The organism is Streptomyces sp. NPDC053513, assembly GCF_044544765.1.
GTDB lineage: Bacteria > Actinomycetota > Actinomycetes > Streptomycetales > Streptomycetaceae > Streptomyces > Streptomyces litmocidini.
Genome location: NZ_JBITXP010000001.1, coordinates 257,539 through 280,229 on the forward strand (window position 1 = coordinate 257,539; position 22,691 = coordinate 280,229).

Consider the following 22,691-nt stretch of genomic DNA (forward strand, 5'->3'; position numbering starts at 1 on the left):
CAGCCCCGATCCCCCACCACCACACCGCACGGGAGAGTCATGTCCGAGACATCCGCGACGTCCACGACGCCGGACCGCGCCACCATCGAGCAGTTCATCACCGACGCCCTCGTCGAACTGGGCGTCGACGAGGGCGACGTCCTGCCGGGAGCCGCGCTCGACGACCTGGAGATCGACTCGCTGGACATGGTCGAGCTCGCGCAGTCCGTCAAGCGGGACCTCGGCGTGCCGGTCCGCACGAAGGACTTCGACGGCATCGAGACCGTCGGCCAGATCCTCGAACTGTGCTGCCGGAAGGCCGGAGTTGAGTGATCCGGGGCGGGGCCGGGAGGTCGTCGTCACCGGTTTCGGCGCGGTCACCCCGCTCGGCGTCGGCGCCGACGTGCTCCACGAGCGCGCCGTGGCCGGGGACGCGGCGCCGGCGGGCTCCCCTCCGGCCGTCCGGCACGCGGACTTCACCGCCGCCGACCACCTGCCGAGGAACCTGGTGCGCCGCACCGACCGGTTCACCCAGCTGGCCCTGGTGGCGGCCGAGGAGGCCCTGAGCCGGGCCGGGCACCGGACGGGCGCCCCGTCCCCCTGGCTCCCCGAGCGCGTCGCCTGCGTCATCGGCTGCGGGCTCGGCGGCACGGCCTCCTTCGAGGCGCAGCGGGAGGTGTACGAGAAGGAGGGCGCCGGGTTCGTCTCGCCGCTGATGGTCCCGCAGATGATGGCCAACGCGGCCGCCGCCCACCTCTCCATGCGGCACGGTTTCCGCGGCGAGAGCCTGTGCGTCGCGTCCGCGTGCAGCAGCGGCGCGCAGGCCGTCGGTACGGGGATGCGGCTCCTGGCCTCGGGGGCGGCGGACGCCGTCGTGGTGGGCGGCGCGGAGGCCTCCTCCTCGGACCTGGTGGCGGCCGCCTTCGCGAACGCCGGCGCCCTCTCGCCGAGCGGTTCCTCCCGTCCCTTCGACCGGGACCGCGACGGGTTCGTGATCGGCGAGGGTGCCGGGATCCTCGTCCTGGAGACGGCGGCGGGCGCCGCCCGGCGCGGGGCCGAGGTCCTCGGAGCCGTACGGGGGTACGGGGCGACCTCCGACGCCCATCACGTCACCGCGCCCGCCCCCGACGGCGGGTCCGCGGCCCGGGCGGTGGCGCTCGCGCTGCGGGAGGCCTCGGTGGCGCCCGGGGAGCTGGCGTACGTCAACGCCCACGGGACCGGCACCGCCCTCAACGACCGTCTGGAGTGCGAGGCGCTGCGGCGGGCCCTCGGTGCCGACGTCCTCGCGGAGCTGCCGCTCTCCTCCGGCAAGGGCGCCCTCGGGCACCTCTTCGGGGCGGCGGGCGCGGTCGAGGCGATCGCCACCCTCCAGGCGCTGCGGCACGGCGTGGCGCCCCCGACGGCGGGGCTGCGCCACCCCGACCCGGCGCTCGGCCCGCTCGACCTCGTCCGGACGGCGCGAAAGCTCACCCCGCGCGCGCGTACGGGCGTGCTGTTCGGCCTCTCCACCTCCTTCGGCTTCGGCGGACACAACGCGGCCCTCGTCCTGGCCGCGGAAGGGCGGTCCTGATGCGCGCGTCCCGCGACCCCCACGGCGTCCCCGACCTGCTCGGCTTCTCGGGGCGCCGCTATCTGGTGACCGGGGTCCTCAACGACGACTCGATCGCCTGGCACACCGCGCGGGCGCTCCAGGAGGCGGGTGCGGAGGTCCTGCTGACGGGCTTCGGGCGGACCCGGCGGATCACGGAGGCGGCGGCCTCGGGCCTGCCGTACCCGGCCGACGTGCTGGAGCTGGACGTGACGCGTCCCGAGGACCTGGACGCGCTCACGAAGGAGCTGGAGCGCCGGTGGGGCGCGGTCGACGGCGTCCTGCACGCGATCGCCGCCGCCCCGCAGTCCGCGCTCAGCGGCAACTTCCTCACCACGTCCGTGGAGGACGCGACGCTCGCCCTGCGCACGGCGGCGTTCTCGCTGCACTCGCTGACCACCGCGCTCGCCCCGCTGCTGCGCGAGGGCGGGGGCGCCGGTGCGGCCAGGGGCAGCGTCGTCGGGCTCGACTTCGACTCGTCCGGGGCCTGGCCGGGCTACGACTGGATGGGGGTCGGCAAGGCCACGCTGGGCGCGGTCTGCCGCTACCTCGCGCTCTACCTGGGGCACTCCGGCATCCGCGTCAACCTCGTCGCCGCCGGCCCGGTCGAGACCGTGGCCGGGCGGGCCGTCAGCACCTTCGACCGGATCGCCGACCGCTGGGAGCAGGAGGCGCCGCTCGGCTGGAGCCGTGCCGATCCGGCCCGGCTCGTCGGTCCCGTCCTGTTCCTGCTCTCGGATCTGGCGGCCACCGTCACCGGGGAGATCGTGCACGCGGACGGCGGGATGCACGCCGTCCGCATGGGGGCCGGCGCCGTCGGCGAGCCCCCGGGCATCGGCGCCCCGCCCCGCGCCGGCAAGGAGGACCGTTCATGACCGCGGCGACCGTCGGGATCCGGTCCACGCCGAAGGAGGACCCCTCATGACCGCGGCGATCGTCGGCGTCGGTTCGGCGCTGCCCGAACGGGTCGTGCCCAACAGTCACTTCGAGGCCATCGGCTCGTCCGACGAGTGGATCGTCAAACGGACCGGGATCCGGCAGCGGCACTTCCTGCCGGAGGACGGTCACCTGGCCGACCTCGCCCTGGCCGCCTCCCGGACGGCCCTGGCCCGGTCGGGCCGCACCGCGCGCGAGGTGGGGCACGTCGTCGTGGCGACCACGACGCCCGACCGGACGACGCCGGGGCTCGCCGTGGAGGTGGCCGCCCGGCTCGGCGCGGACCGGGCCGCCGCGTTCGATCTGCACGCGGCCTGCGCCGGGTTCGTGTACGCCCTGGACCACGCCGTCGCCCTGATCGAGTCGGGCCGGGCGGGCACCGTGCTGGTCTGCGGCGCCGAGGCGCTCACCCGGATCACCGACCACGAGGACCGCTCGACGGCGGTGCTGCTCGGCGACGGCGCCGGGGCGGTGGTCGTCGCGGACGTGGCGGACGCGACGGACACGGACGCGGCGGACACGGTCCTGGGTCCCTCCGTCGAGCCCGCGTTCCGGCTCGGCTCGGACGGGGAGCTGATTCCGCTCCTCTACGCCGACAGGTACGACCGGAAGCTGCGGATGGACGGCCCCGAGATCTTCGTCCAGGCCGTGGAGCGGATGAGCGAGGCCGCCCGGGACGTCCTCGCGCGGCGGGAGCTGACCGCCGACGACGTCGACCTGTTCGTCGCCCACCAGGCCAACGCGCGCATCGTACGGGCGGTGGGCAAGGAGCTCGGCGTCGCACCGGAGCGCCTCTACCTGAACGTCGACCGGGTCGCCAACACCTCCTCCGCCTCCATCCCCCTCGCCCTCCACCAGGCCTGGCGGGAGGGCCGCCTCGGCCCGACGGGCCTGCTCGGGGTGGCGGCGTTCGGCGCGGGCGTCACCTGGGGCGCGGGGGTGATCGGCTGGCGCCTGACGGAACCGGAGGCCGATGCCGTGGAGGCGGGATGAGGGCCTCCCCCTTTCCCGTACTGGCCGAGCTCGCCGCCCCGGACGGCGCCGCGCTCGTGGTCCGGGTCCACGCCCGCCCCGAGCCGACCGCCCCGGTCGTGGTCGTCCTCCCCGCGATGGGCACCGCCGCCCGCCACTACACCCCGCTGGTGCGGGCGCTGCACCGGCGGGGCGCGACCGTGGTGACGACGGACCTGCGCGGCCACGGTGAGAGCACCCCGGTCCCGGCGCGCGGGATCCGCTTCGGCTACCGGGAGCTCGTCGAGCACGACATCGGCGCGGTCCTCGACGCCGTCGAGCGCGCCTTTCCCGACGCGCCGAGGCTGCTGCTCGGCCACAGCCTCGGCGGCCAGCTCGGCCTGGTGCACTGCGGGCTGCTCCGGCCGCGCCTCGCGGGGGTCGTGCTGGTGGCCAGCGGTTCGGCGTGGTGGCGCGCGCTCGGCACGGGGACGGACTTCCGGCCGGGTGCGCGGTGGCTCGTGCGGAGCCTGCTGTGCGTGGCCGGAGCGGAGCTGCTCGGGTACTGGCCGGGGGACCGGTTCGGCTTCGGCGGGCGCGAGTCCGTGGGCGTGATGCGGGACTGGGCGCGGCAAATGCGGACGGGGCGGTACGGGGCCGGGGGTGCCGCCGCGGACTACGAGGCGGCGCTGGGGCGCGTCGACCTGCCCGTGCTCGCCGTCGACGTCGAGGGTGACGCGCTGGCGCCGCCGCGGGCCGTGGACCACCTGTGCGCGAAGCTCACCTCGGCCCGGGTCCGGCGCTGGAGCTACCGGTCCTCGGACGCGGGCGACCGGCGGCTCGACCACTTCCGCTGGATCCGGCACAACACGGGCCTCGTCGAACGGATCGCGGCGTGGGCGGAGTTCCCGGCGGCGGGCGCGGGCGGCACCGGCGCCGCCGTGGCGGGTACGACCGGGCCCGGCACCGCGCCGGCGGGCGCGGAGCGTGGCGGCACGCCGTCGGGTGCTCGGGCGTGAGCGTACGGAGCGAGGAGCGTCCCCTGCTCGGTGCGCTGCTGCCCGAGCGGGTGCACTGGGCCGAGGAGGCCGGGGCGGTGGACGGGCCCGGGGCGGACGACGGGCCCCGTCCCCCGTGGCTCTTCGCCGAGGAGGAGGCCCTGATGGCGCGCGCCACGCCCGGCAGGCGGCGCGAGTTCGCGACGGCCCGGCTCTGCGCCCACCGGGCGCTCGCGGGTCTCGGGGTCGGGGCGGCCCCGCTCCTGCGGGGGCGGCGCGGAGCGCCGGCGTGGCCCGCGGGCACCGTCGGCAGCATCACGCACTGCGCGGGGTACCGGGGTGCGGCGGTGGCGTCGGCCACCCGCTTCCTCGGTCTCGGCATCGACGCCGAGCCGCACGCGCCGCTGCCGCCCGGGGTCCGGGAGGAGGTGGTCTTCGGCCCGGAGGAGGCACGGCTGCGCGAACTGGCCGCCCGGCGGCCGGACATCGCCTGGGACCGTCTGCTGTTCAGCGCCAAGGAGTCCGTCTACAAGACCTGGAGCGGGTACGGGGGTGCCTGGCTCGGCTTCGAGGAGGCCGAGGTGGCATGGCGGCTCGACGAGCCCGACAGCCCGCAGCCGCCCGCACGCGCGCGTGCCGGCCATCCGTGCCCGCCCGCACCCGACGACCGTCCCCGCACGCCCGCACCCGCACCCGACGACCACCGCCGTCCGCCCGCACGCGCGCGTGCGGAGCTTCCCCGGGCCTCCGGTCGGTTCCGGGCGCGGCTTCTGGTTCCGGTGCCCGCGGGGCCGTGTCCCCTGCCGCGCGTGCTGCCCGGTCGCTGGCTCGTCCGTGGGGGCCTGCTGCTCACCGCTGTCGCCGTCCCCCGCCCCGTACCGCTTCCTCCGTTCCCTCCGCACCGCACGGACCCGAAGGAGTACCGCCGATGAGCACCGACGACGGCACCGTTCCCGCGCTGCTCGCCCGGAGCGCGGCCGTGCACCCCGACAGGACCGCGCTGCGGCTCGGGGCCGAGACGCTGACGTACGGCGCGCTCGACGACCTCGCCCACCGCGCCGCCGCGCTGCTCCGCGCGCGCGGGGTCGGCCCCGGCGACCGGGTGGCCCTCATGCTGCCGAACAGCACGCTGTTCGCCGTGCTCTACTACGGCGTCCTGCGGGCGGGCGCGATCGTCGTCCCGCTCAACCCGCTGCTGCGGGCGGGCGAGGTCCGCCACTGCCTGGCGGACGCCGGGGCCGCGCTGCTCCTGTCCTGGCACGGGGACGGCGAGGAGGCGGCCGAGGGCGCCCGGCTGGCGGGCACCCCGCACCTCGCGGTCGAACCGGCCGCGTTCACGGCGCTGTTGGCGGGCCACGCGCGCGTGGCGCCCGTTTCCCGCGCCCCGGAGGACACGGCGGTCGTGCTCTACACCTCCGGCACGACCGGTGCGCCGAAGGGCGCCGAGCTGACCCACCGCAACATCCGGCGCAACGTCGGCGAAGGCGTGCGGGTCCTGGGGCTCGGCCCCTCGGACACGGTCTTCGGCGGGCTGCCCCTCTTCCACTCCTTCGGACAGGTGATGGGGCTCAACTGCGCGGTGTCCGTGGGCGCCTGTCTGACGCTCATGGCCCGCTTCGACCCGGCGGGCGCGCTCGCGCTCGTCGCCCGGGACCGGGTCACGGTCTTCCTCGGCGTCCCCACCATGTACGGGCTGCTGCTGCGGCATCCGGACCGCGCGGTCCACGACGTCTCCTCGCTGCGGGTCTGTCTGTGCGGCGGCTCGCCCCTGCCCGTGGCGGTGCTGACCGGGTTCGAGTCGGACTTCGGCTGCGCCGTGCTGGAGGGGTACGGGCTGTCCGAGTCGTCGCCGCTGGCCTGTGTGAACCGGATCGACCGGCCGCGCTCCCCCGGCACGATCGGCATCCCGATCGAGGGGGTGGAGATGCGGGTGGTGGACCGGGACGGCAAGGAGGTCCCGGACGGCGAGGTCGGCGAGCTCGTCATCCGGGGGCACAACGTCATGAAGGGCTACTGGCGCCGTCCGGAGGCCACCGCCGAGGCGGTACGGGACGGCTGGCTGCACACCGGTGACCTCGGCACCCGGGACGCGTCCGGCGACTTCCGGGTGGTCGACCGCCTCAAGGACGTCGTGATCCGGGGCGGGTTCAACGTGTATCCGAGGGAGGTGGAGGAGGTCCTCCATCTCCACCCGTGCGTGGCGGAGGCCGCCGTCCTCGGCGTCCCGCACCCGGTGCACGGGCAGGAGGTCGCCGCCGCGGTCGTCCTGCGGCCCGGCGGGCGGGTCTCCCCCGCCGAGCTGCGCGCCCATGTGCGGGAGCGGCTCGCCCCGTACAAGTACCCCCGCCGGATCTGGCTCGCGGACGCCCTCCCCAAGGGGCCGACGGGGAAGGTCCTCAAGCGGGCGATCGTCCCGCCGGAGGGCGCGTAGCGGGTCCGCCGGCCGCCGGTCAGGCCGGGGAGTCGTCCGCGTCGGCGTCCGCCCACAGGGACCGCACGTGGCCGAGGTGGCGGCTCATGCAGGCCTCGGCGCCCGCCGCGTCCCCGGCGATCATCAGGTCGAGGAGTTCGAGGTGCTCCTCGGCGGAGGAGACGAGCTTGCCGGCCTCGTCGAGGCCGGTCAGTCCGTAGAGCCGGGAGCGCTTGCGCAGGTCGCCCACGGTCTCGACGAGCCGCTCGTTCCCGGCGAGGGAGAGCAGCGCGAGGTGGAAGCGGCGGTCCGCCTCCAGATAGCCGATGAGGTCGTGCTCGCGGGCGCGCGAGACGATCTCCTCGGCGACCGGGCGCAGTTCCTCCAGCCGCTCGCGGGCGGCGGTGCGGGTGACCCGGCCGATGGTGGGGACCTCGATGAGGGTCCGCAGCTCCGTGTACTGGTCGAGGTCCCGCTCGCTGACCTCGGTGATGCGGAAGCCCTTGTTGCGGACGGGCTCGACCAGGCCCTCGCGGGCCAGGTCGAGCATGGCCTCGCGGACCGGGGTCGCGGAGACGCCGAGGTCGCTCGCGAGGCCGGGGGCCGAGTAGACCTGGCCGGGGCGCAGTTCCCCGGCGATCAGGGCCGCCCGAAGGGCGTGGCCGACCTGGTCGCGGAGCCGTTCCTGGGCTCTGACGAGGCCGTACTGTTTCAGGTCACCCATCGTGCGTCCTCCGAGAAGTCACGGAGGAGCATCGTACAATGTCACGTTTCTCCAGCCGTCCCGAGCGGCCCGCAGGTCCGAGCCGGTTCAGAGCAGGAATCCGGCGGGGAACGGGTCGTCGGGGTCGAGGAAGTACTGGGCCGTGCCGGTGATCCAGGCGCGGCCGGTGACGGTGGGGACGACGGCGGGCAGCCCGCCCACGACCGTCTCGTCGACGATCCGTCCGGTGAACTCGGTGCCGATGAAGGACTCGTTGACGAAGTCGGTGCCCGGGGCGAGGAGTCCGCGCGCGTGCAGCTGGGCCATGCGGGCGCTGGTGCCCGTGCCGCACGGGGAGCGGTCGAACCAGCCGGGGTGGATGGCCATGGCGTGGCGCGAGCGGGTCGCGTCGGAGCCGGGCGCGGTCAGGTAGACGTGCTTCACCCCGGCGAAGGCGGGGTTCTCGGGGTGGACGGGCCGGTCGGGGCCGGCGTTGACGGCGTCCATGATCGCGAGCCCGGCGGCGAGCAGCTCGTCCTTGTGGGCACGGTCGAAGGGCAGGCCCAGCGAGTCGAGGTCGACGAAGGCGTAGAAGTTGCCTCCGTAGGCGAGGTCGTAGGTGACCGTGCCGTGTCCGGGCACGTCCGTCTTGAGGTCGAGGCCGACGGAGAAGGCGGGCACGTTGGTGAGGGTCACGGAGCGGGCCCGGCCGTCCTCGACCCGGACGTCGACGCTCACGAGCCCGGCGGGGGTGTCGAGCCGGACGGTGGTGACCGGTTCGACGACCGGCACCATGCCCGTCTCGACGAGGACGGTGGCGACGCCGATGGTGCCGTGGCCGCACATCGGCAGCAGGCCGGACACCTCGATGTAGAGGACGCCGTAGTCGGCGTCGGGGCGGGTGGGCGGCTGGAGGATCGCGCCGCTCATCGCCGCGTGGCCGCGCGGTTCGTACATGAGGAGGGTGCGGACGTGGTCGAGGTGCTCGGCGAAGTGGAGTCGTTTCTCGGCCATGGTGGCGCCGGGGACGATGCCGAAGCCACCGGTGATGACACGGGTGGGCATGCCTTCGGTGTGGGAGTCCACCGCGTGGTAGACGTGGCGGGTGCGCATGGGAACCCCTTCCGGGTGAGTGGGTGACGGGCTCTACGCGAGGCCCTCGGCGAGGACCTTCTCCGTGGCGGCGCGCACGACGGCCTCCTGTTCAGGCGTGAGCGGGAGGCGGGGCGGCCGGGTGGGTCCACCGGTGCGGCCGGCGAGGTCCATGGAGAGCTTGATCGCCTGGACGAACTCGGTCCTGGAGTCCCAGCGGAAGAGCGGGTGCAGCGAGCGGTAGAGCGGCAGGGCGGTGGCCAGGTCCCCGGCGACGGCGGCGCGGTAGAGCGCGGCGCAGCTCGTGGGGAAGGCGTTGGGATAGCCGGCGATCCAGCCGACCGCGCCCGCCACGGCCAGCTCCAGGAGGACGTCGTCGGCACCGATCAACAGGTCGAGTTCGGGGGCGAGTTCGGCGAGCTCGTAGGCGCGGCGGACGTCGCCGCTGAACTCCTTGACGGCGACGATGCCGCCGTCGGCGTGGAGGCGGGCGAGCAGGTCGGGGGTGAGGTCGACCTTGGTGTCGTACGGGTTGTTGTAGGCGACGACGGGGATGCCGACGCCGGCCACCTCGGCGTAGTGGGCGCGCACGGACCGCTCGTCGGCGCGGTAGGCGTTGGGCGGCAGGAGGAGGACCGAGCCGCAGCCGGCCTCGGCGGCCTGTTCGGCCCAGCGGCGGGATTCGGCGCTGCCGTACGCGGAGACGCCGGGCATGACCCTGGCCCCGTCCCCGGCCGCTTCGACGGCGGTACGGACGACCTGGGCGCGCTCCGCGTCGGTGAGGGTCTGGTACTCGCCGAGGGAGCCGTTCGGGACGACGCCGTCACAGCCGTTCGCGATCAGCCGGGCGACGTGCTCGGCGTAGGCGTCGTGGTCGACGGAGAGGTCCTCGCGGAACGGGAGGGCGGTGGCGACCATGATCCCGCGCCAGGGGCGGGCGCGGTGCGCGGGCGGAGCGGGGGGCGTGGGCTGCGCGGAGGCGTGCGCGTGGGCCATGAAGGACTCCCTTGTGTGATGTGTGACATTTTATTGATGAGAGCGAGGTCCACAAGGGGCCCGTACGTGCTCAGTTCTGACGAACGATCAGTCCGCCGCGCGAGCGCGACCCGACCCGGCCGGACGTGCGCGACCCGACCCGGCCGAACCGGCCGGGTGAGCGCGGCCGACCCGGCCGAACCGGCCGGGCGCCGCGAGGGCGCGCCGGTCGCCGCGGCCGGGGCTCAGCCCACCGCCGAGCTGGACTTCGGCGCATCGACCCGGTCCCTCTCCCCCTCCTCCCCCTCCCCGCCCCTCCCGCGCCGGCGCGTCACCGCCGTCGCGATCGGCTCGGTGAAGCGGGCGGTGAGGGGGCCGATGACGACGAGGACGAGCACGTACGCGGTGGCGAAGGGGCCCAGCTGGGGCTGCACCCCGGCGGTGACGGCGAGCCCGGCGATGACGATGGAGAACTCGCCGCGCGCCACCAGCGTGCCGCCCGCCCGCCACCGGCCCCCCGCCCCGATCCCGGCGCGGCGCGCGGCCCAGTACCCGGTGGCGACCTTCGTCAGCGCGGTGACGACGGCGAGGACGAGGGCCGGAAGGATGACCGGCGGAATGCTCGCCGGGTCGGTGTGCAGGCCGAAGAAGACGAAGAAGACCGCGGCGAACAGGTCGCGCAGCGGACTCAGCAGGGCGTGGGCGCCCTCGGCGACCTCGCCGGAGAGGGCGATGCCGACGAGGAACGCGCCGACGGCCGCGGAGACCTGGAGCTGCTGGGCGACGCCCGCGACGAGCAGGGTCAGCCCGAGGACCACCAGGAGCAGCTTCTCCGGGTCGTCGCTGGAGACGAAGCGAGAGATCAGGCGTCCGTACCGGACGGCGACGAAGAGCACGGCCCCGGCCACGCCCAGGGCGATCGCGAGCGTCGCGCCGCCGGCGGCGAGGCCGACGCCGGCGAGGAGGGCCGTGACGATGGGCAGGTAGACGGCCATGGCGAGGTCTTCGAGGACCAGGACGCTGAGGATGACGGGCGTCTCGCGGTTGCCCAGGCGCCCGAGGTCGCCGAGGACCTTGGCGATGACGCCGGACGAGGAGATCCAGGTGACGCCGGCCAGGACGACGGCGGCGACCGGCCCCCAGCCGAGCAGCAGCGCGGCGACCGCGCCGGGCAGCGCGTTGAGGGCGAAGTCGACGAGCCCCGCCGGGTACTGGGTCCTGAGGTTGGAGACGAGATCGCTCGCGGTGTACTCCAGGCCGAGCATGAGGAGCAGGAGTATCACCCCGATCTCGGCGCCGATGGCGACGAACTCCTCGCTCGCGCCGAACGGGAAGAGACCGCCCTTGCCGAAGGCGAGCCCGGCGAGGAGGTAGAGCGGGATCGGGGAGAACCGGAAGCGGCCGGCGAGCCGCCCGAGCAGGCCGAGACCGAGGATGATGGCGCCGAATTCGATCAGGAAGACCGCGGAGTGCACGCTCCCTCACTCCCGACCGAGGATCGCGGCGGCCGCGTCGACGCCCTCGCGGGTGCCGATGACGATGAGGGTGTCACCGCCGGCCAGCCGGAAGGCCGGGGTCGGGGACGGTATCGCCCCGGAGCGGCGCAGTACGGCGACGACGGAGGCCCCGGCCTCGGTGCGCATCCGCGTCTCGCCGAGCACGCGGCCGTTCCAGTACGAGTGCGCGGAGAGCTCGATCCGCTCGGCGACCAGGCCCAGGTCCGTGGTGTGCAGGACGTTCGGGCTGTGGTGGGCGGGCATCAGCGCGTCGATCAGCGAGGCCGTCTCCGTCTCCGTGAGGTGCAGCGACCGGTCGCAGGCGTCCGGGTCGTCGGCCCGGTAGACGTTCACGGTCCGGGTCCCGTCGCGGTGCGCGATGACCGAGAGGTGACGGTGCTCCCGCGTGGTGAAGTCGTACTGGACGCCGATGCCGGGCAGGGGTGTCGTTCTCATCCGCGGAGCAGGCACGGGCCCGTCCCTCCAAGTGTCGTGACCGGTGGTGGTGCCCGGGCATGGTGCCATCCGTCCGGCCCCTCGGGACATGGGTGCCGGCACGGATGGACAAGCCCCCGGCACACTGGTCAGGATGGGGCGGGGACATGGGTCCCGCCGCAGGTCAGAGGGCATGTGCGGGGACGGACGAGGAGGGGGTGGCAGCGTGTCGCTGTACCGGCGCCTCTTCCTGCTCAACGCCTCGGTCCTCGTCGTCGCCGTGCTGCTGCTCCTCGGTCCCGTCACGGTCTCCACGCCCGTGCTCCTCGGCGAGGCGCTCGTCCTCCTGGCCGGCCTGCTCGTCCTGCTCGTCGCCAACGCCTTCCTCCTCCGCGTCGGCCTCGCACCGCTCCAGCGCCTCACGCGCGCGATGCGCACGGCGGACCTGCTGCGGCCGGGCCGGCGCGCGGCCGTGACGGGGCACGGTGAGATCGCCGAGCTGACCCGTACGTTCAACACGATGCTCGACCGGCTGGAGGCGGAGCGGGCCGCGAGCACCGCGCGGGTGCTGTCCGCGCAGGAGACGGAGCGCCGGCGGGTCGCCCGGGAGCTGCACGACGAGGTCGGCCAGACCCTCACCGCCGTGCTCCTCCAGCTGAAGCACGCGGCCGACCACGCCCCAGCCGAGCTGCGGACGGAGCTCCACCAGGCGCAGGAGACCACCCGGGCCGGCCTCGACGAGATCCGCCGCATCGCCCGCCGCCTGCGGCCGGGCGTCCTGGAGGAGCTGGGCCTGCACAGCGCGCTCAGGTCCCTGGCCTCCGAGTTCTCCACGCGTCGGCTGACCGTGCGGCTCCACGTCGACGCGGGGCTGCCGGCGCTCGGCCCGGAGACGGAACTCGTGCTCTACCGGGTCGCCCAGGAGGGCTTGACGAACACGGCGCGCCACGCGGGCGCGACCCGCGTCGACCTGCGGCTGAGCCCGCTGCCCGGGGGCGGGGTGGGGCTTCTCGTACGGGACGACGGCCGCGGCATCGGCACCGCGCCCGAGGGGGCGGGCCTCCGGGGGATGCGGGAGCGCGCCCTGCTGATCGGCGCCGAACTGACGGTCCGCGAAGGCACGGACGGTGGCACGGAGGTCCGCCTGGACACGAGGAACGGCGGCACGGGCGGAAGCGGACGGGTGGCCGACGAGACCGCCGGAACCGGGCGCGCGGTCGATGGGCCCGTCGGAAGGGCCACGGCGTCATGACGGACCGGAACCGGCCCCCCGCCTCCCCGACCCGCATCCTGCTCGCGGACGACCACGCCCTGGTGCGCGGCGGGGTGCGCCTCATCCTCGACGCGGAACCGGACCTGACCGTCGTCGCCGAGGCGGCGGACGGGGCGGAGGCCGTCGCCCTGGCCCGCTCCACGGAGGTCGACCTGGCCGTCCTCGACATCTCCATGCCGCTGCGCACCGGCCTCCAGGCGGCCCGTGAACTCAGCCGCCTCCGCCCGGAGCTGCGGATCCTGATCCTCACGATGTACGACAACGAGCAGTACTTCTTCGAGGCGCTCAAGGCGGGTGCGAGCGGCTACGTCCTGAAGTCCGTCGCGGACCGCGATCTGGTCGAGGCGTGCCGGGCGGCCGTCCGGGACGAGCCGTTCATCTGCCCGGGCGCGGAGACGGCCCTGATCCGCACGTACCTGGACCGTGCGGAACGGGGCGAGCCGCTGCCGGACCGGGCCGTCACGGAACGCGAGGAGGAGATCCTCAAGCTCGTCGCCGAGGGCCACAGCTCCAAGGAGATCGGCGACCTCCTGGTCATCAGCCCGAAGACGGTCGAACGCCATCGCGCCAACATCCTCCGGAAGCTCGGCATGCGCGACCGCCTCGAACTCACCCGCTACGCGATCCGCGTGGGCCTGATCGAACCCTAGGACCGGCCGGCGTGCGAACGGTCGGCCCCCTTGCCGGGGTGGCCCGAGGAGTCGCCGTGGTCGGCCCCGTTGTCCGGCCGGGGCTCGGTGAGCGGGGTGGGGACGGGGACGGGGTGGAGGTCGTGCCGACAGTGGCCGGGGACGAGCTCCTCGCCACCGGCGGCGGCCGTGAGCCGCTGCCGGGCGGCGGGCAGGGACTCCTCACCCATCGCCTTGTCCGTCCTCTTGTCCCCGCCCGCGCCCCTGCCTTTCGTCTTGTCCTTGTCCTTGTCCTTGCTCGTGCTCTTGTCCTTCGTCTTCCCCTGTTCCTTCTCGGCGGCGCGGCAGAGGGCGTCGTGGCCTCTGCCGTGGAGCTCCGAGGGATCCTTCTCCGGTCGCAGGGGAGCGATCGTGCCGGGCAGTGCGGAAGTGCGGGCCGCGCCGTCGCTCCCGCCGGCCGTCGCGCCGGGTCTCGCGGCTTCGGGCGTGGAGCGGGTCGGGCGTGGTTCGGAGGGCGGGGTGATGCCGAGGAAGCGCCCGGGCAGGGCGCCCGCGGCGACGGCCACGCCGCCGAGCGTCACGCTCGCGACCAGCGCGGTCACGGCCGCCCTCAGCGAGCGCCGGGGGCGCCTCCGCTCGGCGGCCGGGGTCCAGTCGTCACGGTCGCGGGTGGGCAGTGACGCGTGGAGCCCCGCGTCGCGGGCCTCCCGGAAGGCGGCGAGAGCGCCCTCCTCGCCGGCGACGCCGCCGCTCCCGTCGCCCCTCCCGCCGCTCAGAGCGGCTCTCAGCAGCTCCGCCGGCTCCCCGTTCCGCGGTTCGTCACGCATCCGTCACCTCCCTCTCCCCGTGAGCTGTTTCGCAAGTCGCCTCAATCCCCTATGTGCGGCGGACCGTACCGCACCGGGACGCTTGCCCAGTACTCGGGCGGCCGAAGGACCGTCGAGACCGACGACGACGCGGAGCAGCACGGCCTCCGCCTGGTCCTGCGGGAGACCCGCGACGAGGGCGAGCGCCCGCTCCGTCGACAGGGCTTCCAGCGCCTCGTCGGCCGCGTCGTCGGCGGCCGGGAGTTCGAGGAGGTCCTGCTCGAACCGGGCGGGCCGGGGTCTGGCCCGTACGCGCCGCAGGTGGTCGAGGGCCCGGTGGCGGGCGATGGTCGCGGTCCAGCCGCGGAAGCCCGCGCCGTCGCCGCGGAACCGGCCGAGGTCCCGGGCGATCTCCAGCCACGCGTCGGAGGCGACGTCCTCGGCGTCCTCGCCGACGATCCCGCGCAGATAGCCGAGCAGTCCGGGGTGGACGATCCGGTAGGCCTCCGCGAACGCCCTCTCGTCCCCCCGCCGGGCCCGCTCGACGGCCTCGGCGAGGCGGGCGTCGAGGTCCGGACCGGGCCGCGCGCAACGATCCGGACCGGACCGGGCTTCGCTCTCAGGGTCGTGCGCCGTGGTGGACACGTGCCCCGTTCCCTCGCCCACCCGACCTCTTCACACGCCGCCCACCCGAAAACCCCGGTCCCCCATGGAACAACCGGAGGATGCCCATCCTGTCAGACGGTCAGCAGGCCTTTCCCGACATCCCGTCGGGGTGGCGGGGCAGCCCGCGGCGCGACCTGGCGGGCCCGCGTCCGTGCGGGGTACGGGAGGGCGGAACCCGCCCGGTGTCCCAGCGGATCGACCCCGCGAAACATCACGGGCCGACAGAGTGACCCTGATCACAGCGGCGGCGAACCCTCCTTGCCACCAGGCGAGTTGCTGGAGCATGGAGGGGCGTCAAAGCACCCATAAGCGGTCACCGATCGATGGATCCAGCCAGCCTCGATGGGCGAGCACAAATTTCACACAATCCCTCTTCATACCGGCCCGCGATGCTCTAGATTGACCGTGCTTCAGCTGTTCGGGCACGAGGCGACCACTAACGATCCATACGATCCATAGGTCCGGTACTGCGGAAGGTCACGAGCCACTCCGCGGCACCTGACATGGGGACGATCGATTCCGGGGGCCCGCGAGGGGCGTCGGGTGCGGGGAGCACCCGGGGTCTCGACGGATTTCCGCGCACCTCGAATGCCCGGCGGGGCGGACAAGTCCGCCGCCGCCGGGATGAGTTGTCGAAGTGGCTCTGGAAGAGCCGGGATGTCATGCGCCGGGGAGGGCGGGGGCCTCCCGGGAGTGTCGGGCGCACACGTCGTACCACTGGGGACCTGGGGGGTTCTGTGCGGCAAGGGGGACTAGTCAGCCCGTTTCCGTCTGCGCGCGAGCGCCTGGCGGACGGGGCGATCAGCCGGCCCGCGATCGAGTGGGAGCAGCGCTACCGCCGTACCGTGATCATCAGCGACACCGTGGCCACGGCCTTCGTGGTGACGGCGATCGGCGACTTCTTCGGAGCCAGGGACGCGGCCAACTGGCATGAGAAATGGGGGATTCTCGCGTTCGGCACGCAGCTTCTGGTGCTGGGCGCGCTGGCGGTGAGCCGGGCATGGGCTCCCGCCGTGCTCGGCCAGGGCGCCGAGGAGTTCCGCCGGCTCGGCCGCTCCGTGTTCACGGCGACCGTCGTCCTGGCGCTCGGCGGGATCGCCCTCACCTCGCGCAACATCAAGCTCTGGATCTTCGTCGCGATCCCCGCGATCGCCCTCGTCACCATGACGGCGCGGTACCTGCTGCGCCTCTGGCTGCACAAGGAGCGGAAGGAAGGGCGCTGCCTGCGGCCGGTGCTGGCCGCCGGAAGCCCGGACACCGTGCGCGACCTGATCACCCGGACCCGCAAGTTCCCGCACCTCGGCTGGCGCGTGGAGGCGGTGTGCACCACGGACGGCCGCGGGCTCGACGGTGACCTGCTGGACGGGGTGCCGGTCGTCGGGCAGCTGTCGGACGTCGCCAAGCACGTCCGTCACGACGGCTACCGGGTCGTCGCCGTCACCCCGGACCCGCACTGGTCGCCGGACCGGCTGCGGCGGCTGGCCTGGAACCTGGAGGGCAGCGACGCCGAGATGGTCGTGGCCCCCGTGCTCATGGAGGTGGCCGGCCCGCGGCTGCACGTCGACGCCGTGCTGGGGATACCGCTGCTGCGGGTCAGCATGCCGACCTTCACCGGCGGCCGGCGGGCGATCAAGGAAGTCGTCGACCGGCTGGGCGCGGCGGTCCTGCTGCTCCTGTTCACGCCGCTGATGGCGCTCGTCGCGCTGCTCGTCGTGCTGGACAGCCGCGGCGGGGCGTTCTACCGGCAGCGCCGGGTCGGCAAGGACGGCCGCGAGTTCACCATCCTCAAGTTCCGCACCATGGTCACCGGGGCCGACGGGGCGGCGCGCGCCGCGCTGGCCGAGCGCAACGAGGGCGCGGGACCGCTGTTCAAGCTCCGCCGGGACCCGCGGGTGACGCGGGTGGGCGCGGTGCTGCGGCGGTACTCGATCGACGAGCTCCCGCAGCTCCTCAACGTGCTCACCGGGTCGATGTCGCTCGTCGGTCCGCGGCCGCCGTTACCGGAGGAGTCCGCCGCGTACGGCCCGGACATCCGGCGGCGTCTCCTCGTCAAGCCCGGCCTCACCGGCCTGTGGCAGATCAGCGGACGCAGCGACCTGCCGTGGGAGGAGGCCGTGCGCCTCGATCTGCGGTACGTGGAGGACTGGTCGCTCGCCCTGGACACGGTGATCTTGTGGAAGACGCTGCGCGCGGTGCTCTACGGGCAGGGGGCCTACTGATGCGCGGGGGGCGGCACCGGCGTACGGCCGGAACTCGGACCGCAGGCCGGAAGGGCCTGCCTGGGGGGAGGAACGGGTCGTGAGGATCAGCGTTTTCGGGCTCGGCTACGTGGGCTGCGTGTCGGCCGCGTGCCTGGCCGACATGGGCCACGAGGTCATCGGGGTGGACGTCAACCGGGTCAAGGTCGACCTGGTCAACGACGGCAAGGCCCCGGTGGTCGAGGAGGGGATCGGCGAGCTGGTCGCCGAGGTCGTGCGGACCGGGGCGCTCCGCGCCACCGCCGACGTCCGCGAGGCGATCATGGGCAGCGAGGTGTCGCTGGTCTGCGTGGGCACGCCGTCCGAGCCCAACGGCAGCCTGTGCACCACGTACTTGGAGCGGGTCACCGAGGAGATCGGCGCCGCGCTCGCCGAGCGGGGCGGGCGGCACACCGTCGTGTTCCGCAGCACCATGCTCCCCGGCACCTGTCTGAACCTGCTGGTGCCGATCCTGGAGAAGAACGTCGGCGGCACGGCCGGGGTGGACGTCGGGGTCGCGGTCAACCCGGAGTTCCTGCGCGAGGGCACGAGCGTGCGGGACTTCTTCGACCCGCCGAAGACCGTCATAGGCGAGCTCGACGCGGCGAGCGGCGACGTGGTGGCGGCCCTGTACGAGGGCCTGCCCGGCGAGGTGTTCCGGGTGCCGGTCCCGACGGCCGAGGCGATCAAGTACGCCGACAACGCGTTCCACGGCCTCAAGATCGGCTTCGCGAACGAGCTGGGCGCCGTGTGCCAGGCGCTCGGGGTGGACTCGCACCAGGTGATCGACGTGTTCCTGGCCGACCGCAAGCTGAACATCAGCCCCGCCTACCTGCGGCCCGGCTTCGCCTTCGGCGGGTCCTGCCTGCCCAAGGACCTGCGCAGCCTCGTTCATGCGGCGCAGCGGGCCGACGTGTCGGTGCCCATCCTCTCCCACGTGCTGCCGTCCAACGCCGACCACCTGCAGCGCGCGGTGGAGCTGGTCGAGCGCACCGGCAAGCGCCGGGTGGGCCTGTTCGGCCTCTCCTTCAAACCCGGCACCGACGACCTCCGCGAGAGCCCGCTCGTCGAGCTGGCGGAGCGGCTCTTCGGCAAGGGCTACGACCTGCGGATCTACGACGCCAACGTGCACCTCTCCCGGCTGCTCGGCGCGAACCGCGAGTACATCGAGTCCCGGCTGCCGCACCTGGCGCAGCTGCTCACGGACTCCGTCGACGAGGTGCTCCAGCACGCCGAGGTGTGCCTGGTCGGGACCAGGGATCCGGCCGTGGTGTCGGCTCTGCCGCACGGTGACGGCCCGGTGATCGTCGATCTCATCCACCTTCCCGACGCGGACGCGCGGCGGGCCGAACCGGGGTACATGGGCCTTGCTTGGTAACACGACCGGGAGCGGACGGCGGGAACGCCGTGCGCTGATCCTGGTGGAGAACCTGTCGGTGCCGTTCGACCGTCGGGTGTGGCAGGAGTGCACGACGCTGCGCGACGCGGGCTGGCAGGTGAACGTCATCTGCCCCCGGGGCGGCAAGCGGGACACCGAGCCGTTCGCGGAGATCGACGGGATACGGATCCACCGCTATCCGCTGCGCGCGGCCACCGGGGGCCCGGCCGGGTACCTGAAGGAGTACGGGTCGGCCCTGTGGCACACCTTCCGGCTGGCCCGGAAGGTCGGCCCGGTGCACGTCGTCCACGCCTGCAACCCGCCCGACCTGCTGTTCCTGCCCGCGCTGTGGCTGAAACGGCGTGGCACGCGGTTCGTCTTCGACCAGCACGACCTGGTGCCCGAGCTGTACCTGTCCCGGTTCGACCGCGGCAAGGACCTGCTCTACCGCGGCGTGTGCGCGCTGGAGCGGCTGACCTACCGGACCGCGGACGTCGTGCTCGCCACGAACGAGAGCTACCGGGACGTCGCGGTGCGCCGGGGCGGCCGGCGGCCGGAGGACGTCTTCGTGGTGCGCAGCGCGCCCGACGTCGACCGGTTCCACCCCGTACCGGCCGAGCCGGAGCTGAAGCGCGGCAAGCCCCATCTGCTGTGCTACCTCGGCGTCATGGGGCCGCAGGACGGCGTCGACTACGCCCTGCGGGCCCTCGCCAGACTCCGCGACGAGCTGGGGCGGACCGACTGGCACGCGGTGTTCGTCGGCGGCGGCGACACCTTCGACGCGATGGTGGAGCTGTCCCGGCAGCTCGGCCTCTCGGAGCAGGTGGAGTTCACCGGGCGCATCCCGGACGCCGACCTGGCGCGCTACCTGTCCACGGCGGACGTGTGCCTCTCCCCCGACCCGCACAATCCGCTCAACGACGTGTCGACCATGAACAAGGTCCTGGAATACATGGTCATGGGCCGGCCGATCGTCTCGTTCGACCTCCGGGAGGCGCGGGTCTCCGCCGGCGACGCCGCCGTCTACGCGCCCGCCAACGACGAGACCGAGTTCGCCCGGCTCGTCGCGCTGCTGCTCGACGACCCGGAGAAGCGGGCGCTCATGGGCAAGACCGGCCAGGAGCGGATCGGTGGACCGCTCTCCTGGCGGAACTCCCAGCGGGCCCTGCTCGCCGCCTACGCCGCAGCCTGCCGGCCCCACGCTCCGGCGTCGGCGGGCGACCCCGACGGGGAAGGGACGAGGCCGCCCCGTTGAGCGACGACACGATACGCCTGGTCACGATCGGGCGGATTCTCCGCCGGCGCCGGCGGCTGCTCACCGTCCTCGTGGTGGTGGGCGCGCTCGTCGGCCACGGCGTCTCCCTGCTGCTCCCGCCGCGCTACACGACGTCGGCGTCCGTGCTGCTGCCGGGGGCGTGGGAGGAGCGCGAGCTGCTGACGCAGGCGCAGGTCGCGACCAGTTCGGTGGTGATCGACCGCGCGGCCGCCGCGCTCGGCTGGGCCGGGGTCGACGGCCGTGAGCTGCGGGAGCAGGTCGGCGCCAAGGCCGCCGACGGGAACATCATCGAGATCTCGGGCACGGCCGACACCCCGGAGCGGGCCCAGCAGCTCTCCGACCAGGTGGCCCGGCAGTTCGTCGACTTCGCCACGCGGATCGTGGGCGACAGCACCGACCCCGAGGCGGCGGCGCGGCTGGAGGCGCTGCGGCAGACGGTCGTGCAGACCGGACGGCGCATCACCGAGCTGTCCGAGGCGGCAGGTTCGGGGCGGAGCGTGGAGAGCGTGCAGACCCGCACCGAGCTGGAGGGGCTGCGCACCACGCTGCAGGAGTCCATCGAGAAGCTGGAGCAGGCCGATCCGACCGCCGACAAGGCCAACATGGTCGTCATGGGGCCGGCGCCCCGGCCGGTCGGCGAGGCGCCGCCGACGAGGACGCAGCTCGTCGTCGGCGGGGCGCTGCTCTTCTTCCTGGTGACGGTCGTCGGCCATCTCACGGCCGCGCGGATGAGCCGTCGGCTGCGCACCGAACCGGAGATCGCGACGGCGCTGGGCTCGACGCTGCTCGGCACCGTCGACGTGCCCGGTGGGAGTGGAGCGCACCGGCCGGGAGGCCGTGGCGTACGGGCCCGGTTCCGCCGGCTCCTCGGCGTCGACGTCCGGTGGGACGTCCCCGCGCCGCGGTCCTCCGGCGACGAGGCCGGCCGGCGGATCCGCTACCGGAGGGTGGCCGCGCGCCTCCGGGACCGGCTGCCGGCCCCCCGGCGGCTGCTCGTCGTCGTCCCGGACGGCGACGGGATCGCCCGCCGGGCCGCCGGGGAGCTCGTCGCCGAGGCCGGGAGCGATCCCCGGCTGCGGATGGTGGAGGTCCCGGTGGCCCATCCGATGGTGCCGGACCGCGAGGGCGAGTCCGGTGTCCTGGTGGTGCTCAGCGCGGGCAGCTGGACGGCGGCGGAGCTCGCCGGCGTCGCCGAGGCGTGCGCGGACGCCGGGCACGAGATCGTCGGCGTCGTCCTCGCCGGCACGGTCCGGACCCGGGCGACGCGGTCCGCCGGCCGTCCGCGGGACGCCGTCGTGCCGGCGTTCGTCGGCGGCGAGGACGTGAAGGGGGACGCCCGGTGACGACGCGTACGACTGCCGAGCCGTCGGCCGCCGTTCCGCTGCTCGACCTGCAGGCGCTGGTGGCGGCGGTGCGGAGGCGGCGGCGTCTGTGGGGCTCCCTGGCGCTGCTCGGTCTGCTCCTCGGCGTGGCGGTGGCGGTGCTGCTGCCGCGGCCGCCGACGGCGGTGACCAAGGTGCTGGTCGCGCATCAGGAGGACCAGCCGAACGACCCGGGGACGCTGATCCGCACCGATGTCGCGCTGCTGCAGACCACGCGGATCGGCGGCGAGGCCCTGCGGACCCTCGGGTCCTCGGAGAAGCCCGAGGACTTCATGCGGGACTACGAGGGCGTCGGTCTGACCAACAACGTGCTGCAGATCAGCGTGCGGGGCGACAGCGAGGCGGAGGCGGTGGCCCGCGCCAAGGCGCTGGCCGACGCGTTCGTCGCCGACCACGTGCGGCGGATACGGGAGGCGGCGAACGCCGACGCCAAGGCCCTGCTCGACCAGCGCGACCGGCTGAAGGACGAACTGGCCCAGGTCAACCGGGAGATCGGGGGCGGATCGCCGGAGGGCACGTCGAAGGCGTCGCCGAACATGGAGTCGCTCTTCGCCCGCCGGGCCGAGCTCACCTCGCGGATCTCCGACGTCGGCCAGCGTGCCGAGGAGGCGCGCATCGGCATGCCCCGGCTCGTCGCCGGCACGCAGATCGTGGACGCGCCGCGCCCGGTGCGGCGCTCCCTGCTCAAGACCGCCGCCACCGACGCCGCGATCGGGCTCGCCCTCGGCCTCGCGCTCGGGCTCGCGGTGTCCGCGGTCGGCTCGGTGGTGGCGGACCGTCCCGTGCTGCGCCGGGAGATCGCGGCGAACCTCGGGGCCTCGGTCATCGCGGAGCTGCCCGGACGGTCGCCCCGGCTGTGGGGGCGCCGGAAGGGACGGGCGGCACGGGCGAGGCTCACCTCGTCCCTGGCCAGGACCGTGCGCAACTCCGCGGAGCCGCTGTCGCTGCTGGAACTGGGTTGTGCGCGCGGCACGAGCGCGATCGCCCTGGACCTCGCCGGGGCGCTGGCCGCGGACCGGCCGGTGGTCGTCGTCGACGGTCTGCCGGGCGGGCCGCTCGCCGACCGCCGCCCGAAGCCGGGAGACCCGGCCGTGGTCGGCGTCGAGCGCGCCGCGACGGTGCCGCACCAGGAACGCCGGCTGGGCGTCGGCTCGGTGGCGCCCGGCGCGGTGTGGACCGACCTCCCGTACCTCGGCACCCGGACGGTGCTCGTCGTGCGGGCCGGGCACGGCAGTGCCGCGTGGCTGCACACCGTGGCGCGGCAGCTCGCGGAGCAGCGCGTCGCGGTGCTCGGCGTGGTGCTGATCGACCCCGATCCGGGTGACCGGACCGACGGCACGCTGTGGGACGGGCCGCGGACCGTGCCGCGCGGTCGGAACGAACCGCCGGCCCGGCAGAACGGGGCGGGCCGGTGGCGGAAGGAACGGCTGCCGATGTGGGCGGCGACGGTCCCGGACAGCGACCAGGAGGGGCTGTAGGAC

At 74.4% G+C, this 22,691-nt stretch carries 21 protein-coding genes; 14 read left to right on the forward strand and 7 right to left on the reverse strand.

Annotated elements, in window-relative coordinates:
* Window positions 1–39 precede the first annotated feature (39 nt).
* From ACIGW4_RS01015 to ACIGW4_RS01045, 7 genes are read left to right on the forward strand one after another with little or no spacing between them, the layout of a single operon-like run.
* The gene (locus tag ACIGW4_RS01015; RefSeq protein ID WP_359591654.1) at window positions 40–312 is read left to right on the forward strand and encodes a phosphopantetheine-binding protein; all 273 of its coding nucleotides are present in this window, start codon (window positions 40–42) and stop codon (window positions 310–312) included.
* Window positions 305–1,549 carry a beta-ketoacyl-[acyl-carrier-protein] synthase family protein gene (locus tag ACIGW4_RS01020; protein WP_399577592.1) on the forward strand — a complete coding sequence of 415 codons (1,245 nt, stop codon included), beginning with the start codon at window positions 305–307 and terminating at the stop codon, window positions 1,547–1,549. Before ACIGW4_RS01015 ends, ACIGW4_RS01020 begins: the two co-directional genes overlap by 8 nt.
* Window positions 1,549–2,442, forward strand: a complete 894-nt coding sequence (gene fabI, locus ACIGW4_RS01025) for an enoyl-ACP reductase FabI (RefSeq protein WP_123455879.1) — start codon at window positions 1,549–1,551, stop codon at window positions 2,440–2,442. The genes ACIGW4_RS01020 and fabI overlap by 1 nt, the downstream gene beginning before the upstream one ends.
* A 46-nt stretch (window positions 2,443–2,488) precedes the next feature.
* Window positions 2,489–3,496: a beta-ketoacyl-ACP synthase 3 gene (locus ACIGW4_RS01030; protein WP_399577594.1), complete on the forward strand. Its 1,008-nt coding sequence runs from the start codon at window positions 2,489–2,491 to the stop codon at window positions 3,494–3,496.
* Window positions 3,493–4,473 (forward strand): alpha/beta fold hydrolase, encoded by a 981-nt coding sequence (locus ACIGW4_RS01035; RefSeq protein ID WP_398710584.1) that lies wholly within the window; start codon window positions 3,493–3,495, stop codon window positions 4,471–4,473. Before ACIGW4_RS01030 ends, ACIGW4_RS01035 begins: the two co-directional genes overlap by 4 nt.
* The gene (locus ACIGW4_RS01040) at window positions 4,470–5,384 is read left to right on the forward strand and encodes a 4'-phosphopantetheinyl transferase superfamily protein (RefSeq protein WP_399577597.1); all 915 of its coding nucleotides are present in this window, start codon (window positions 4,470–4,472) and stop codon (window positions 5,382–5,384) included. Before ACIGW4_RS01035 ends, ACIGW4_RS01040 begins: the two co-directional genes overlap by 4 nt.
* Complete coding sequence (locus ACIGW4_RS01045; protein ID WP_398710585.1) at window positions 5,381–6,883, forward strand: long-chain fatty acid--CoA ligase; 1,503 nt, start codon at window positions 5,381–5,383, stop codon at window positions 6,881–6,883. Before ACIGW4_RS01040 ends, ACIGW4_RS01045 begins: the two co-directional genes overlap by 4 nt.
* A gap of 19 nt (window positions 6,884–6,902) precedes the next feature.
* On the opposite strand, the gene ACIGW4_RS01050 is transcribed toward ACIGW4_RS01045, so the two are convergent.
* The 5 genes from ACIGW4_RS01050 to ACIGW4_RS01070 all read right to left on the reverse strand — a co-directional run bounded on the left by ACIGW4_RS01050 (window position 6,903) and on the right by ACIGW4_RS01070 (window position 11,584).
* Complete coding sequence (locus tag ACIGW4_RS01050; RefSeq protein ID WP_123455875.1) at window positions 6,903–7,586, reverse strand: GntR family transcriptional regulator; 684 nt, start codon at window positions 7,584–7,586, stop codon at window positions 6,903–6,905.
* An 87-nt stretch (window positions 7,587–7,673) separates the two neighbouring features.
* Complete coding sequence (locus ACIGW4_RS01055) at window positions 7,674–8,678, reverse strand: proline racemase family protein (protein ID WP_359591645.1); 1,005 nt, start codon at window positions 8,676–8,678, stop codon at window positions 7,674–7,676.
* A 33-nt stretch (window positions 8,679–8,711) separates the two neighbouring features.
* Entirely contained in the window at window positions 8,712–9,653 is a 942-nt protein-coding gene (locus ACIGW4_RS01060) for a dihydrodipicolinate synthase family protein (protein WP_399577600.1), read from the reverse strand.
* Window positions 9,654–9,877: 224 nt separating this feature from the next.
* Window positions 9,878–11,107, reverse strand: coding sequence for a cation:proton antiporter (locus ACIGW4_RS01065; protein ID WP_399577601.1), 1,230 nt, complete (start codon window positions 11,105–11,107; stop codon window positions 9,878–9,880).
* A 6-nt stretch (window positions 11,108–11,113) separates the two neighbouring features.
* A complete protein-coding gene (locus tag ACIGW4_RS01070) occupies window positions 11,114–11,584 on the reverse strand; it encodes a cation:proton antiporter regulatory subunit (protein WP_123455872.1) in 471 nt (156 codons plus the stop codon).
* A 205-nt stretch (window positions 11,585–11,789) separates the two neighbouring features.
* Between ACIGW4_RS01070 and ACIGW4_RS01075 the strand changes: the two genes are divergently transcribed.
* Together ACIGW4_RS01075 and ACIGW4_RS01080 are read left to right on the forward strand one after the other, a co-directional pair.
* On the forward strand, window positions 11,790–12,815 hold the full coding sequence (locus tag ACIGW4_RS01075) for a HAMP domain-containing sensor histidine kinase (RefSeq protein WP_399577602.1): 1,026 nt from the start codon (window positions 11,790–11,792) through the stop codon (window positions 12,813–12,815).
* Complete coding sequence (locus tag ACIGW4_RS01080; RefSeq protein WP_123455871.1) at window positions 12,812–13,486, forward strand: response regulator transcription factor; 675 nt, start codon at window positions 12,812–12,814, stop codon at window positions 13,484–13,486. Before ACIGW4_RS01075 ends, ACIGW4_RS01080 begins: the two co-directional genes overlap by 4 nt.
* Here the strand turns inward: ACIGW4_RS01080 and ACIGW4_RS01085 are convergent.
* Together ACIGW4_RS01085 and ACIGW4_RS01090 are read right to left on the reverse strand one after the other, a co-directional pair.
* The gene (locus ACIGW4_RS01085; protein WP_399577604.1) at window positions 13,483–14,292 is read right to left on the reverse strand and encodes a hypothetical protein; all 810 of its coding nucleotides are present in this window, start codon (window positions 14,290–14,292) and stop codon (window positions 13,483–13,485) included. The genes ACIGW4_RS01080 and ACIGW4_RS01085 overlap by 4 nt on opposite strands.
* Window positions 14,293–14,295: 3 nt before the next feature.
* Window positions 14,296–14,916: an RNA polymerase sigma factor gene (locus ACIGW4_RS01090; RefSeq protein ID WP_398710589.1), complete on the reverse strand. Its 621-nt coding sequence runs from the start codon at window positions 14,914–14,916 to the stop codon at window positions 14,296–14,298.
* A gap of 758 nt (window positions 14,917–15,674) precedes the next feature.
* On the opposite strand from ACIGW4_RS01090, the gene ACIGW4_RS01095 reads away from it, so the two are divergent.
* The 5 genes from ACIGW4_RS01095 (at window position 15,675) to ACIGW4_RS01115 (ending at window position 22,688) form a co-directional block, all read left to right on the forward strand.
* Window positions 15,675–17,156 carry a sugar transferase gene (locus ACIGW4_RS01095; RefSeq protein WP_399577607.1) on the forward strand — a complete coding sequence of 494 codons (1,482 nt, stop codon included), beginning with the start codon at window positions 15,675–15,677 and terminating at the stop codon, window positions 17,154–17,156.
* Window positions 17,157–17,235: 79 nt separating this feature from the next.
* Window positions 17,236–18,552 (forward strand): nucleotide sugar dehydrogenase, encoded by a 1,317-nt coding sequence (locus ACIGW4_RS01100; RefSeq protein ID WP_123455867.1) that lies wholly within the window; start codon window positions 17,236–17,238, stop codon window positions 18,550–18,552.
* Window positions 18,542–19,807: a glycosyltransferase family 4 protein gene (locus ACIGW4_RS01105; protein WP_399577609.1), complete on the forward strand. Its 1,266-nt coding sequence runs from the start codon at window positions 18,542–18,544 to the stop codon at window positions 19,805–19,807. Before ACIGW4_RS01100 ends, ACIGW4_RS01105 begins: the two co-directional genes overlap by 11 nt.
* Window positions 19,804–21,171, forward strand: a complete 1,368-nt coding sequence (locus tag ACIGW4_RS01110) for a Wzz/FepE/Etk N-terminal domain-containing protein (protein WP_399577611.1) — start codon at window positions 19,804–19,806, stop codon at window positions 21,169–21,171. Before ACIGW4_RS01105 ends, ACIGW4_RS01110 begins: the two co-directional genes overlap by 4 nt.
* On the forward strand, window positions 21,168–22,688 hold the full coding sequence (locus ACIGW4_RS01115; protein ID WP_359588387.1) for a Wzz/FepE/Etk N-terminal domain-containing protein: 1,521 nt from the start codon (window positions 21,168–21,170) through the stop codon (window positions 22,686–22,688). The genes ACIGW4_RS01110 and ACIGW4_RS01115 overlap by 4 nt, the downstream gene beginning before the upstream one ends.
* Window positions 22,689–22,691: the final 3 nt, after the last annotated feature.